General features: G+C 55.9%; 13 protein-coding genes. 6 read left to right on the top strand and 7 right to left on the bottom strand.

From position 1 onward, the window contains the following. Nucleotides 1-174: 174 nt before the first annotated feature. The 4 genes from modC to QZ197_RS11265 are packed head-to-tail and all read right to left on the bottom strand — an operon-like array spanning nt 175 to nt 3,867. A complete protein-coding gene (gene modC / locus QZ197_RS11280) occupies nt 175-1,236 on the bottom strand; it encodes a molybdenum ABC transporter ATP-binding protein (RefSeq protein ID WP_296432067.1) in 1,062 nt (353 codons plus the stop codon). After that, nucleotides 1,233-1,931, bottom strand: coding sequence for a molybdate ABC transporter permease subunit (gene modB / locus QZ197_RS11275; protein ID WP_296432066.1), 699 nt, complete (start codon nt 1,929-1,931; stop codon nt 1,233-1,235). The genes modC and modB overlap by 4 nt, the downstream gene beginning before the upstream one ends. Continuing rightward, nucleotides 1,928-2,671 (bottom strand): molybdate ABC transporter substrate-binding protein, encoded by a 744-nt coding sequence (gene modA, locus QZ197_RS11270; protein ID WP_296432064.1) that lies wholly within the window; start codon nt 2,669-2,671, stop codon nt 1,928-1,930. The genes modB and modA overlap by 4 nt, the downstream gene beginning before the upstream one ends. Nucleotides 2,672-2,709: 38 nt before the next feature. Further along, nucleotides 2,710-3,867, bottom strand: coding sequence for an acetoin utilization protein AcuC (locus QZ197_RS11265; protein WP_296432063.1), 1,158 nt, complete (start codon nt 3,865-3,867; stop codon nt 2,710-2,712). A 33-nt stretch (nt 3,868-3,900) separates the two neighbouring features. Between QZ197_RS11265 and QZ197_RS11260 the strand changes: the two genes are divergently transcribed. The 5 genes from QZ197_RS11260 to ptsP all read left to right on the top strand — a co-directional run bounded on the left by QZ197_RS11260 (nt 3,901) and on the right by ptsP (nt 9,099). Continuing rightward, entirely contained in the window at nt 3,901-4,374 is a 474-nt protein-coding gene (locus QZ197_RS11260) for an NUDIX hydrolase (RefSeq protein ID WP_296432062.1), read from the top strand. 63 nt (nt 4,375-4,437) lie between these two features. Beyond that, a complete protein-coding gene (locus tag QZ197_RS11255) occupies nt 4,438-4,842 on the top strand; it encodes a DUF1178 family protein (protein ID WP_296432061.1) in 405 nt (134 codons plus the stop codon). A gap of 18 nt (nt 4,843-4,860) precedes the next feature. After that, nucleotides 4,861-5,511 (top strand): SDR family NAD(P)-dependent oxidoreductase, encoded by a 651-nt coding sequence (locus QZ197_RS11250; protein ID WP_296432060.1) that lies wholly within the window; start codon nt 4,861-4,863, stop codon nt 5,509-5,511. Between the two features lie 70 nt (nt 5,512-5,581). Next, nucleotides 5,582-6,820 (top strand): aspartate kinase, encoded by a 1,239-nt coding sequence (locus tag QZ197_RS11245; RefSeq protein ID WP_296432059.1) that lies wholly within the window; start codon nt 5,582-5,584, stop codon nt 6,818-6,820. 35 nt (nt 6,821-6,855) lie between these two features. Further along, a complete protein-coding gene (gene ptsP, locus QZ197_RS11240) occupies nt 6,856-9,099 on the top strand; it encodes a phosphoenolpyruvate--protein phosphotransferase (protein ID WP_296432058.1) in 2,244 nt (747 codons plus the stop codon). A 40-nt stretch (nt 9,100-9,139) separates the two neighbouring features. Here ptsP and QZ197_RS11235 read toward each other — a convergent pair whose 3' ends face one another. Together QZ197_RS11235 and QZ197_RS11230 are read right to left on the bottom strand one after the other, a co-directional pair. After that, on the bottom strand, nt 9,140-9,892 hold the full coding sequence (locus tag QZ197_RS11235) for an EcsC family protein (RefSeq protein ID WP_363157892.1): 753 nt from the start codon (nt 9,890-9,892) through the stop codon (nt 9,140-9,142). Between the two features lie 31 nt (nt 9,893-9,923). Then, the gene (locus QZ197_RS11230; protein ID WP_296432056.1) at nt 9,924-10,424 is read right to left on the bottom strand and encodes an N-acetyltransferase; all 501 of its coding nucleotides are present in this window, start codon (nt 10,422-10,424) and stop codon (nt 9,924-9,926) included. Nucleotides 10,425-10,494: 70 nt separating this feature from the next. On the opposite strand from QZ197_RS11230, the gene QZ197_RS11225 reads away from it, so the two are divergent. After that, on the top strand, nt 10,495-11,100 hold the full coding sequence (locus tag QZ197_RS11225; RefSeq protein WP_296432055.1) for a flavin reductase family protein: 606 nt from the start codon (nt 10,495-10,497) through the stop codon (nt 11,098-11,100). On the opposite strand, the gene QZ197_RS11220 is transcribed toward QZ197_RS11225, so the two are convergent. Beyond that, on the bottom strand, nt 11,097-12,719 hold the full coding sequence (locus QZ197_RS11220; RefSeq protein ID WP_296432054.1) for a SulP family inorganic anion transporter: 1,623 nt from the start codon (nt 12,717-12,719) through the stop codon (nt 11,097-11,099). The genes QZ197_RS11225 and QZ197_RS11220 overlap by 4 nt on opposite strands. Nucleotides 12,720-12,925: the final 206 nt, after the last annotated feature.

The following is a 12,925-nucleotide window of genomic DNA, read 5'->3' as shown; positions in this document are numbered from 1 at the left end:
ACGGATTTGCAATCCGCTGCATAACCTACCTGCCCACTCGCCTCATTTCGTATGAACTAAGGACAGCGTTGGGTGAGGTCAAGCCAATATAGGGCCTGGTTGTTGTCCAAGTGCTGGCTGAGCCGTACGAATTTCGTGCCTGTCGGAAATGTGCCATTCATTCAACCACGAATCCTAGCTGCCGATATCCTCAGGGCCAACAGCGGTTGCCTTGATAATCGCAAATAGCTTTTGCCCAACCGATAGCTCCATCCTTAGTGCGCTGCGTCGAGTTACACGTGCCAGCAGATGATCGTTGCCGGCTTTAAGCCCGATTGCCACGCCTGGCCCGCGCCCTTGGTTGATCTGCGTGATCTCGACTGGCAAGACGTTCAATGCGCTGAGCCCCTCGGGTGCCTCCAGAGCTAAGATAACATCTTGTGCAGGGATGCGCAGGCGTACATTTTGCCCGACGACACCAAAGTTACCCGGCAGCAGCAACCGACCGCCGGAAAACGCAAGCTCGGTTAGCCCATCATCCAACAGCCGACCAACGACCCGCGTCGTAATAACAGCGCCCGCCGCCCGCACACCGACCAACGGCACCGCGTCGGGGTGGGATAGCACCTGCCCCACCGGCCCGTTGACCACGACCTTGCCATTGTCCAAGACCACCAAGGTCGTCGCAAGCCGTGCGATTTCGGATATGTCATGGCTGACATACAAAATCGGGATTCTAACCGTGTCACGCAATCGCTCAATGTAGGGCAAAATCTCGGCTTTGCGTGCAGTATCAAGCGCCGCAAGTGGTTCATCCATCAATAACAGTTGCGGATGACACATCAACGCGCGCCCCAACGCGACACGCTGTCGTTCGCCACCCGATAATCCCGCGGGCGTGCGGTCCAAAAGGTCGCTTAGTCCCAGAACATCGATTACCTGCGCTTCGTCATGTTGCCCGCCATAGCGCAAGTTCCGCAGCACTGTCATGTGCGGAAACAGCCGCGCGTCTTGGAAAACATAGCCGATCCGACGCTTTTGTGGCGGCAAATTAATGCCAGCATCACTGTCAAAAAGCACCACATCGTTGACAGCTACCCGCCCGCTGTCCGGGTGACTTAACCCCGCAACGGCATTCACAATCGACGTTTTTCCTGACCCCGACGGTCCAAAGATTGCCGTGACGCCAGCGGGTGCTTCAAATTGCGCTTGCAGATGAAACGCGCCCAGCCTTTTGCGGATATCAACCTCTATCATACGCGCCCCACTTTGCGCGCCATCCGCCGTGCCAGCCATTCAGAGACCAAAAGCGCGCCCATTGCGAGCACGACCGAAACAACCACAAGCCCAAGTACTGCCGGTTCTTCGCCTGGGACCTGCAGCAGCCCGTAGATCGCGGTCGGGATCGTCTGCGTCTGTCCCGGAATGGCTGCGACAAATGTGATTGTTGCCCCGAATTCGCCCAGCGCCTTAGCAAACCCTAAAATCCCACCAGCCAAGATGCCGGGCAGCACCAGCGGCAATGTCACCGTGAACATTACCCGCCAGCGCGACGCGCCAAGCGTTGCCGCCGCGTCTTCTAGCCCTGGGTCAACCGCCTCAAACCCTAACCGGATTGCGCGCACCATCAACGGAAACGCCATGATCGCCGCCGCGAGCGCCGCACCTGTCCAGCGAAACGCAAAGGATATCCCGAAGATGTCATAAAGCGGCCCGCCAATAGCACCTTGCTGACCGAACAGGACCAACAAAAGATACCCAGTGACCACAGGTGGCAAAACCAACGGCAGATGCACGAGGCCATTCAAGAACTGCCGCCCTGGGAAAGTCTTGCGCGCCAAAATATAGGCGACCCAAATCGCGACAGGCAATGCCGCAAGCGTTGCAACCAGCGCCACACGTAGCGACAACATGATTGCTGTCCATTCTTGCGGACCCAGGCTCTCTATCATTGCGTCGGTTCCATCGCAGGCAAGAATCCAGCTTGGGCCATAATCGCTTGTCCCTCTGGTCCGCGTACAAAGGCCCAAAACGCGCGTGCTTCATCGGAGGCATCGTCGACGACTGCACCCAAGTAGCGGATTGGCGGATGGCTTTGAGATGGAAAAACCGCCACTTCGGTCACATCCGCGCTGACCCGCACATCGGTACGGTATACGATACCTAAAGGAGCCTGCCCCCGCGCAACCAACGCAAGAGCGGCACGAACATTGTCAACCTCGGCCAATTGGTTCTGTACGCCGTCCCAAAGGTTCAGTGATTGCAGCGCAGCTTTTGCATAGATCCCGGCAGGGACGGCATTGGTCAGACCCACCGCCAAACGTCCATCGCCCAGCGCATCAGACAGCCCAGCCTGATCAAGTGTCACAGGCGGATGACCCTGCTGGGCCAAAAGTATCAAGCGATTGCTTGCGAAATCAGCCACGCTATCCGGATCAACGTCACCTTGCGCGGCCAAATAGTTCATCCAATCGACATTCGCCAACAGCACAACATCCGCAGGCGCCCCAAGGCTGACTTGGCGCGCCAAGGTCCCGCTGCCACCATAAGACACAACGACGCCATCAAACTGGGCCGCGATTTGATCCAGCGGACCTTTGAGGCTGGCCGCGCTGAAAACCAGCACGTCCGCACGCGCGAAAGGCGCCACAAGGGTCATCGCCAAAGCAAGGGTGAACGCGCGTAAAATCATAGGCAGACTATCAGGGGGTTCGCGGGGTCTTGCAAGGCTCAGACCCACGCTTGGCGGCGGGCTGCCAATGCGTCGACACGCCCGCGCACTTCGTCGCGTCTTGTACCGCCGCGTGGTGTGTCCCGTAGATCGGTGATCCAATGATCTTGGGGGAAATGCCGCCGCGATGGTCCGTTCCATTCCAGCGCACCCAGAACGGTTTGTGCGGCAGGCGGTAAGCGGTCGGGAATTTCAAAACCATTCAGTGTGGCCCAAACGCCCGTCCAAAGCCGCCCGACCGACCACGGATTATATCCCCCCCCGCCCAACACCAAATAACGTGGTGCTATAGGTAAGAGTGCCGCAACAATCGCCCAATGCGCGTTGTTTGATAGGGTCAGGCGCGATTGTGGGTCTTCGGTCACTGCATCCGCGCCGCATTGCAGAACAATCGCGTCAGGGCGAAAGCCCGCAACCAGAGGCAAAATGACCCGCTCACTGATCAGGGCCATTTCATCGTCATTCAAACCCGCTGGCACGGGCAGGTTAAACACCTGCCCCACGCCTACATCAGTCAATGCGCCTGTGCGCGGCCAACGGTTTTCTTCGTGGACCGAGATTTGCAGGGTATCCGCATCACCCGCAAACGCATGTTCCACCCCGTCGGGGTGATGTGCATCAATATCAATATAAGCGATCTTTTGCGCGCCATTGCGGCGCAAGGATTGAATGGCCAGCACCGGATCATTGAGATAGCAAAACCCGTTCGCACGATCCGGCATCCCGTGGTGCGTGCCGCCAGCGGGTGAATAGATAACACCGCCACGCTTAAGCAATTCACCCGCCAGCAGTGACGCGCCTGCAGACGTCGCAGGCCTGCGGTACATTTCCTTGAATACAGGGTTCGATACGGTGCCTAGCGCATGACGATCGCGGATATCCGCGCTAACTGATTGGGCAGTCTCTGCGGCTTGCAACGCGGCCAAATATTGAGGGGTGTGATATCCGGTGAGAGCGGCCACCTTGGCGCGTGGACTGGTGACAAACTGCGCAGGCGGTAGCCACCCCATCGCGCGCGACAAGTCCATCACGGTCGACACACGCGGCACACGCAACGGATGCCATGCGCCATAACTGGAATTACGATAGATTTCTGAACCGATAAATCGCGGCTTTGGGGTTGCTCGTCCATCCGTGGTTTGCGTAACGTCTGCCATAGGCTTGATGTAACGCTTTTTTGGACCACGAACATGGCGAAATCGATCGTAAAGCAGCTTCCTTTGAAACTGCGCAGTGGCGGAAAAACAGATGTGCGGGCGCAATTTGCAGCGCTTTGCTGGCGTATCAAGAACGATCAGGTGCAGATTTGCCTGATTACAAGCCGCACGCGCAAAAGATGGATCATCCCAAAGGGATGGCCGATGCACAAACAAACTCCTGCAAATGCAGCCGCGACCGAGGCCTTGGAAGAAGCGGGTGTGTCTGGCGAAGCCTTCGACATATGTCTGGGTGTCTACAGCTACAGCACGCCCGGCAAAGTCGAAAACGCGCCTATCTTAACGATGGTCTATCCATTGCACGTCACACATGTGCATAGCAAATGGCCCGAAAAGCACCAACGCCGCCGCAAATGGTTCAGTCTTGAAAAGGCTGCGAAGAAACTCTCCGAACCTGCGCTGAAACAGATCGTCCTCAGCTTTAACCCCAAGAAGATCAAGCGCTAAGCAGGGCTTGCAAGCCCTCTCGAAAGGCTTACTTTTGATATATTCCATAGCGCGCAGGGCTACATGATCCGCTTTCATCTTAAATGCGACCAAGACCACGAATTCGAAAGCTGGTTTCAGTCTGGCGCCGCGTTTGACAAGCTAGTGGCGGCTGGGATGATCACTTGCACGACATGCGGATCTACAAAGGTTGCGAAAACAATCATGGCCCCTGCCGTTAGCACCTCTTCGCAAATCACAGCCCCTAAACAAAACGAGGCAGCGATTGCTGCACTGCGCGAACAAGTAGAGAGCAATTCGGACTACGTCGGGGACACCTTCGCCAAGCAAGCACGCGATATGCATGATGGCATAACGCCAGAGCGTTCAATCTACGGGCAAGCGAATTTGGCGGAAGCCAAGAAACTGGTGGATGACGGTATTCCTGTCGTACCCCTGCCCTTTATGCCACGCAAGAAAACCAACTAATCCAACAAGAGGCCCGATATGACAGTTTTGATCGCAGGTGCCAATCGCGGCATCGGAAAAGCACTTTTTGACGGCTATGCCGCCCGCGGAGAGACAGTCCTTGGAACGCATCGCGCAGCCGAGGACGGCGCGATGTTGCAGTTGGATGTCACCGATCCCGCATCGCAGTGTGCCTTGGCCGCACGTATGAAAGACACACCGATAGATCTGTTGGTCTGCAATGCCGGTGTGAACCTTGACCAAGGGCAAAAGCTGGAAAGCGGATACGCGTCCGCCATGTGGGAAGCCACGTTTGCCGCAAATGTGACAGGCGTTTTCATGACTATTCAGTCGCTGCTTTCAAATCTGCGCCTTGCCCAAGCCCCGAAGATTGCAATCATCAGCTCACAGCTTGGGTCACAAACCATCGCGTCGGGTGGTGGCTATATATATTGTGCAAGCAAGGCGGCTGTTCTCAACGTCGGCCGCAATCTTGCTGTTGATTTGGCACCGGAAGGTTTCAGTGTTGGCATTTACCACCCCGGATGGGTGCGCACCGATATGGGCGGTGAAAACGCCGATATTTCAATGCAAGAAAGCGCTGACGGGCTGATGGCCCGCTTTGACGCGTTGTCTGTCGCAACAACAGGCTGCTTTGAAAACTGGGATGGTCGGCCACATCCGTACTAACCATTTGCCCTTAGGGCAAAGCGGCATTAAGGAAGCGCCTGAATAAGCAGATGTTTTCAAGAGGCGACCCATGCCAACGCTCGTGATGAAATTTGGTGGCACTTCGGTGGCCAATCTTGACCGGATCGCCCGCGCCGCCAAGCGCGTCGCGGTTGAGGTCGCGAATGGTTTTGATGTGATCGTCATCGTATCGGCCATGTCAGGCAAGACCAATGAATTAGTTGGCTGGGTGAATGAAACCTCGCCGCTATATGACGCGCGCGAATATGATGCGATTGTATCGTCCGGCGAAAACGTCACCGCAGGCCTGATGGCGTTGCGTTTGCAAGAAATGGATATTCCCGCGCGCAGTTGGCAAGGCTGGCAAGTCCCTGTTAAAACGACCTCTGCTCACTCCAACGCGCGCATCGAAGAAATCCCTACCGATAACATCAATGCCAAATTCGGCGAAGGCATGCGCGTCGCTGTCGTTGCGGGCTTCCAAGGGGTCAGCCCCGAAGGACGGATCACAACGCTTGGACGCGGTGGGTCAGATACGACGGCTGTGGCCTTTGCCGCCGCCTTCGAAGCAGAGCGCTGCGATATCTACACAGACGTGGACGGTGTTTATACGACCGACCCACGCATCACGAGCAAAGCCCGCAAGCTAGATAAAATCGCGTTTGAAGAAATGCTGGAACTGGCGTCATTGGGTGCCAAAGTCCTGCAAACACGCTCGGTCGAATTGGCAATGCGGTACAAGGTGCGCCTGCGGGTGCTATCATCATTTGAAGAACCGTCAGACAGCGCTGGTACGCTTGTTTGCGACGAGGAGGAAATCATGGAATCCAATGTTGTGGCCGGTGTCGCCTATTCCCGCGACGAAGCGAAAATGACCCTCATCTCGGTCGCGGACCGCCCCGGTATTGCGGCGGCGATCTTTGGGCCATTGTCCGATGCAGGTGTGAACGTTGATATGATCGTGCAAAACATCTCGGAAGAAGGGCGCACAGACATGACGTTCTCTTGCCCCGTCGATCAGGTGATGCGCGCCGAAAAAGCGATGCAAGACGCCAAAGATAAAGGCGAGATAAACTATCACGATCTGGTCGCCGACGAAGGCGTCGCCAAAGTCAGCGTTGTTGGCATCGGGATGCGCAGCCACACTGGCGTCGCTGCTCAGATGTTCCGCGTGCTATCTGCTGAAGGTGTGAACATTAAAGTGATTACAACTTCCGAGATAAAGATTTCAGTGCTGATTGACCGAAAATACATGGAACTTGCCGTGCAAGCCCTGCATGATGCCTTTGAGTTGGAAAAAGCGGGCTAGACCAGCACTCGGCAGCCCGCGTCACGAGAGGGCACATGCCACATCGACTAGAAACTGAAAGCCGCAAGCTGCTGGGCAGACTGCGCGAAGCATTGGCGGCTGACAGTGAAGGTCAGGCGCGCTTGGATGCTGTGGTTGATCTGATTGCCGATTCGATGGGTACTGCTGTTTGCTCGATCTATCTTTTCCGGGATGCCGAAACGCTAGAATTATGCGCCACAAAGGGTTTGCAAGCCGAAGCGGTTCACCAGACACGTATGCGTCTGGGCGAAGGTCTGGTCGGCCGTACTGCTAAAAGCCGCACAGTCATCAACACTGCCGACGCGCCATCATCCAAAGGGTTCCGCTATATGCCGGAAACCGGCGAGGAAAGGTTTTCTAGTTTCTGTGGTGTGCCCATCCAGCGGCTTGGCGATGTGCTGGGCGTGCTTGTCGTGCAATCCAAGGATGCGCGCGAGTACACACCTGACGAAGTTTACGCCCTTGAAATCGTCGCGATGGTGATTGCCGAAATGACCGAGCTTGGCGCATTTGTCGGCGAAGGTGCCGCCCTATCCGCGCGCCACCAACAGCCTGTCATGCTGCGCGGGTCAATCGCGCAAGAAGGTGCAAGCGAAGGCGTCGTGTACCTGCATGAACCCCGCGTTGTTGTCACGAATCCGATCTCGGATGACCCCGAAAAGGAACGTATTCGGCTCGTCGAAGCGATTACACAATTGCGCAGTGGTATCGACGATATGCTTTTGGGCGCGCGGACCGTCGACAAAGATCAGGCGCAGGTGCTGGAAACATATCGCATGTTCGCCAACTCCAGCAGTTGGTTACGCCGGATGGAGGCCGATGTCGGCAACGGCTTATCCGCAGAGGCTGCCGTTGAAAAAGAACAATCATTGGCCCGCGCGCGGCTTTCGAAATCAAAAGACGCATATTTACGTGAACGGCTGTCAGATCTTGATGATCTCTCGAACCGCCTATTGCGTATTCTAACAGGCCAAGGCGCAGACGCGCAGTCAGATATGCCTGAAAATGCCATTCTTGTGGCGCGCAACATCGGACCGGGTGAATTGCTGGAGTATGGCAAGAAACTCAAAGGTATTGTTCTTGAGGACGGATCGGTGGGCAGTCACGCGACCATCGTGGCCCGCGCATGGGCAATCCCGTTGATCATCAACGCCAAAGGTGTGACCCGCGAGGCGCTTAACGGTGATCCGATCTTGGTCGATGGCGATCAGGGCATCGCGCATCTGCGGCCCGATGAAACCGTTCATGCAGCGTTTCGCGACAAGATCGCGATGTATACGCGCGCGCAAGAACGCTATGCTTCGATCCGCAATCTGCCTGCGACAACAAAGTGCGGCACAACGGTTTCGTTGCAAATGAATGCGGGTCTTATCGCTGATCTGCCCTCGTTGGCAGGTTCTGGCGCCGAAGGCGTAGGGCTCTTTCGCACAGAGCTGCAATTTCTGATCCGCAACCAAATGCCGCGCCGCGCAGAGCTTTCGGCGCTCTATTCGCGTGTTCTCAAGGCCGCGGACGGCAAACGCGTGGCGTTTCGCACGCTCGATATCGGATCAGACAAAGTACTTCCCTATATGAAGCCTAACGACGAACCGAACCCTGCTATGGGCTGGCGCGCAATCAGGGTCGGCTTGGATAAACCCGGTGTCTTGCGCATGCAATTGCAGGCGCTTTTACGGGCGGCAAACGGCGAACCACTCGACGTAATGTTCCCGTTCATAACGCAAATCGGCGAATTTCGTGCCGCCCGCGCGGAAATGGAAAAAGCCATCGCACGCGAGACAAAGCTGGGGCATCCGCTGCCCAATGTCCTCAAAGTTGGCGCCATGCTGGAAACACCGTCGTTAGCGTTTGCACCCGATGCGTTCTTTGAAGAGGTTGATTTCATCTCTATCGGCGGCAACGATCTCAAGCAGTTTTTCTTTGCTGCCGACCGTGAAAACGAACGGGTGCGCAAACGCTATGACACCCTCGACATCAGCTTTTTGTCTTTCTTAGAAAAAGTCGTGCAGCGTTGTGCAGCTTTTGGCACGCCACTTTCTTTTTGCGGCGAAGACGCCGGACGCCCTGTCGAAGCGCTTTGTTTTGCGGCTCTCGGGTTGCACACCTTGTCGATGCGCCCTGCCTCTATTGGACCAGTCAAACACTTGTTGCGCCGCGTTGACCTGACCGACGTTAAAGCGGTGATGGATGAGGCAATCGCAAACGGCGAACAATCTGTGCGCCGCGCCGTGGCCGATTGGCTGGTTTATCAGGTCTGAGGTAGTTTACCTTCGGCCAGCACTTTGTGAAAATAGTCAGCTACTGCGGCATCTCCGTGCGCCCGCGCAAGTTTACGCAATCCAAAATGCACATGCGCCATCGCCACATAATAGTCGATAAAGGCATAATTTGTGCCCGCACCGGCGGCCGCACCCAGAATCGGCACAGCTTGCGACGCCAGCTTTTATGCGGGACTGCAGCGAACCGCGGTGCAACGCGGCTGATCAAGCCGTTCACGGCAGCACCTGACAGGCTAAGTCGCGCGCCAATAAAGGCCGTATCAACGCCATCATCATCTGTGCCCGGACCACCTGCCCCGAAAACGGCAAGGCATTCCATGCACGTCGCTTCGGCGTCAGGGTCTTCGCCATATTCCACGGCGACATGATGCACGGCACGAAAAATGACCGTGGTCGCGACAGGTAATTCAGCAAGCGCCGTCGGCAGACCGCCCAAGCCACCCAAGGCACCCGAAAGCGTGGCCAGAATTTTGTGCACACGATCTGATCCGATATTGCGCCCTATCCCTTTGCTGGATTTATGTGCAGCATCAAAGCTTTGCCGCAAAGCGCTGCGTGCCAGCTTGTCAATTTGGTCGCGCGTTCCGGCGGGCAAAACCTTAAGACCATCCTCGACCTGACCACCAACGAAATTGATGCCCTTCATCAAGATACCGTTTGCCCGCCGCTGACGTGCGGCAAGCGCTGCGATCTCGTCCCGCGCGGCCTGAGATAGCGGCGCTGGAGGATTTGCAGGGTTGATTTCTTTTATTGTGTTCACCGGATCAGTCATCCGCTCAAGATGGGCATCTTATTGGCAGAATTCAATCACGCGCCGCAGCAACTGCGCCTGTCACCCCATCCCAAGCACCATCCCGGAGTGCGATACCAAGAACCCGTTGTGGATTTGTAGGTGGTGGCATCGCGACACCGTTCAACACTTCAAACCCGTAGCGTTGATAATAAGGCGCATCACCCACAAGCATTATGCGGGCCCACCCACCATCGCGCGCGCGACCCAGACAAGCCTGCATTAGAAATGACCCCACGCCTTCGCCTTGGCGGGTGGGGTGCACTGCGATCGGTCCCAACAACACCACATCTGCGTTACCAATTCGCACAGGCCAGTTGCGGACGGCCCCCGCCAAAATGCCGTCATTGTCGCGTGCCGTCAGGCAAAGTCCCGCAATAGGATCAACCCCTTCACGCAACCGGTACGACGACAAAGCCGACCGTCCAGGCGCAAAGCACAGATCATAAAGCGCTTCGACCTCCCACCAGTCTTGCGCGCCCTCGACGGCCAAAGTCATTGCAGATTGTTGCATCGGGTCTTTCATCTGGCCAAGCGCTTTGTCGCAAGCTACCTCTTGGGAAACTGAACGAAAAGGCTGCACGATGTTTTACGAGCCCAAAAATGGCCACGGGTTGCCACATAATCCGTTTAACGCGATCGTTACACCGCGCCCTATTGCTTGGATCGGAACACGCGGGGCAGACGGCAACGACAACCTTGCCCCCTATTCGTTCTTTAACGCGGTCGCCTACGAGCCACCGCAGGTCATGTTTTCATCCACCAGCCGCAAGGCCGACCGTGGCGACACCAAAGATTCCGTGGCCAACATTCGCGAAACCGGCGTCTTTGCGATCAACATCGTGGAATATGCCGCCCGAGATGCAATGAACAAGACATCCGGCGCTTGGGACCGCGAAACCGATGAATTTGGCTTGGCTGGCATCGAAAAAGCCGCTTGCGCGACGATCGAATGCCCCCGCATCGCCAATGCGCCAGCCACGCTGGAATGCAAACTGACCCAAATCGTGCAATTGCCCGGCGAAGCAAATTTTGCCGTCTTTGGCGAAGTTATCGGCGTGCACATGCGCGACGATTGCATCGTAGACGGCGCTTTTGATGTCACGCGCTTTCAACCGCTCGCACGGATGGGCTACCGCGATTACGCGGTTGTGCGCGAAGTTTTCAGCCTCAAGCGTCCAGACGATTAATGCCCGCCAATGATGCCCGTTTTGACACTATAGTCAGCCGCCAACGCATAATCAGGATCGTCATCACTATCGACCATCAAATGGCCTGCCTTTGACAAAAGCTGGTGGCAATCGCGGCTAAGGTGACGCAGTTGAATCACCTTACCTGCGTCGATGTACTTCTGCGCCAGCCCTTCAATCGCTTGCAGCGCTGATTGGTCGGCAACGCGGCTATTGGCGAAGTCGACGATGACAACATCAGGATCGTTCGCGATATCGAACAGCTCGGCGAACCTATCAGCGGATCCAAAGAATAACGGCCCTTGGATCTCATAGACCTTCGCGCCCTTCTCTGTTTTGCTTTCACGCTCGATCGCGTGAATGCGGGTCGCGTTGCTCCATGCATATGCAAGCGCAGAGACGATGACGCCGACAACAACAGCAGTTGCAAGATCAGTGGCAACCGTGACGATTGTCACAAGGATCGTCACAAACGCATCTGTGCGTGGCACTTTGCGCAAGATCCTCAACGAATTCCAAGCGAATGTGCCGATCACAACCATGAACATCACACCTACCAAAGCCGCCAGCGGGATCTGCTCAATCAGGCCACTTGCAAACAAGATAAAGGCCAGCAGGAACAAGGCAGCAGCAATACCAGCGACGCGTGTACGTCCACCGGATTTCACGTTGATCATTGATTGGCCGATCATCGCACAACCACCCATACCGCCAAAGAAACCAGTGATCGTATTAGCGGCACCTTGGGCCAGACATTCCTGGCTCGCGCCACCGCGTTTGCCGGTCATTTCGCCCACAAGGTTCAGCGTCAACAGGCTTTCGATCAAGCCAATTGCAGCAAGGATCAAAGCGAAAGGTAGAATAATCTCGAATGTTTCCCATGTGAACGGGACCATCGGAATATGGAAAGGCGGCAGACCACCCTCAATGCTGGCAAGATCACCCACGAGCGGCACATCAAGGCCAAAGCCGATCACAATTGCCGCGACAATGCCGATACCGGCCAGCGGCGCAGGGATCGCATTTGTGATTTTTGGCATGACCCAAATGATCGCCATGGTCAGTACAACAAGACCAAGCATCAAGTACAACGGCATGCCAGACAACCATTCACCATTTGCCATGCCGTGACCACCACCTTCGGCAGAGCCCGGCACTTGAAATTGTCCCATTTGGGCAAGGAAAATAACAATCGCAAGACCGTTTACAAAGCCCAACATGACCGGATGCGGTACCAATTGGATAAATTTGCCCCAACGCATGACCCCAACAAAAATCTGGATAAGGCCCATCAGGACGACAGTCGCAAACAAATATTCAACCCCGTGCATCGCAACAAGACTGACCATAACAACTGCCAAAGCACCGGTTGCACCAGATATCATACCAGGACGGCCACCAAACACGGCCGTTATCAAACCTACGATAAAGGCGGCATAAAGCCCTACCAACGGTTCGACCCCTGCGACAAACGCAAAGGCGACGGCTTCGGGAACCAAAGCAAGGGCAACAGTCAGGCCCGACAAAATCTCTATCCGCCACTGACGGGGTGTCAGCGGGGCGTCAGGATCAGTCAGTTTAAAATTATCAGCGAAACTCGCCAAGAGTGCGCGGGCCATAAAAGTTCCTGTCAAAGATGGGATGTAGCGCTCACCTAACGAAGCCAGTGGCGGTTGTCACCCCTCGTTGCGGGTAGACATAAGGGTGTTGCGTCATTGGCACGCGGGTTGCAGGCTTCACTTTTGATACAAACCGTTTCAGTGTCCGGACAGCAAGTTCAAACGAGGCAAATCATGCAGACGAAAATCGGGATCATCGGTGGATC

It is taken from the genome of Yoonia sp. (genome assembly GCF_017854415.1).
GTDB lineage: Bacteria > Pseudomonadota > Alphaproteobacteria > Rhodobacterales > Rhodobacteraceae > Yoonia.
Note: the sequence above shows the minus strand (reverse complement) of the source record. Positions and strands in the feature narration are given on the sequence as shown.

Coding starts and splice junctions, on each gene's coding strand:
- QZ197_RS11245 (WP_296432059.1), top strand. CDS start 5,582: ATGCCAACGCTCGTGATGAAATTTGGTGGCACTTCGGTGGCCAATCTT.
- QZ197_RS11225 (WP_296432055.1), top strand. CDS start 10,495: ATGTTTTACGAGCCCAAAAATGGCCACGGGTTGCCACATAATCCGTTT.
- QZ197_RS11265 (WP_296432063.1), bottom strand. CDS start 3,867: ATGGCAGACGTTACGCAAACCACGGATGGACGAGCAACCCCAAAGCCG.
- modA (WP_296432064.1), bottom strand. CDS start 2,671: ATGATTTTACGCGCGTTCACCCTTGCTTTGGCGATGACCCTTGTGGCG.
- QZ197_RS11250 (WP_296432060.1), top strand. CDS start 4,861: ATGACAGTTTTGATCGCAGGTGCCAATCGCGGCATCGGAAAAGCACTT.
- ptsP (WP_296432058.1), top strand. CDS start 6,856: ATGCCACATCGACTAGAAACTGAAAGCCGCAAGCTGCTGGGCAGACTG.
- QZ197_RS11255 (WP_296432061.1), top strand. CDS start 4,438: ATGATCCGCTTTCATCTTAAATGCGACCAAGACCACGAATTCGAAAGC.
- QZ197_RS11230 (WP_296432056.1), bottom strand. CDS start 10,424: ATGCAACAATCTGCAATGACTTTGGCCGTCGAGGGCGCGCAAGACTGG.
- QZ197_RS11235 (WP_363157892.1), bottom strand. CDS start 9,892: ATGACTGATCCGGTGAACACAATAAAAGAAATCAACCCTGCAAATCCT.
- modC (WP_296432067.1), bottom strand. CDS start 1,236: ATGATAGAGGTTGATATCCGCAAAAGGCTGGGCGCGTTTCATCTGCAA.
- QZ197_RS11260 (WP_296432062.1), top strand. CDS start 3,901: ATGGCGAAATCGATCGTAAAGCAGCTTCCTTTGAAACTGCGCAGTGGC.
- modB (WP_296432066.1), bottom strand. CDS start 1,931: ATGATAGAGAGCCTGGGTCCGCAAGAATGGACAGCAATCATGTTGTCG.
- QZ197_RS11220 (WP_296432054.1), bottom strand. CDS start 12,719: ATGGCCCGCGCACTCTTGGCGAGTTTCGCTGATAATTTTAAACTGACT.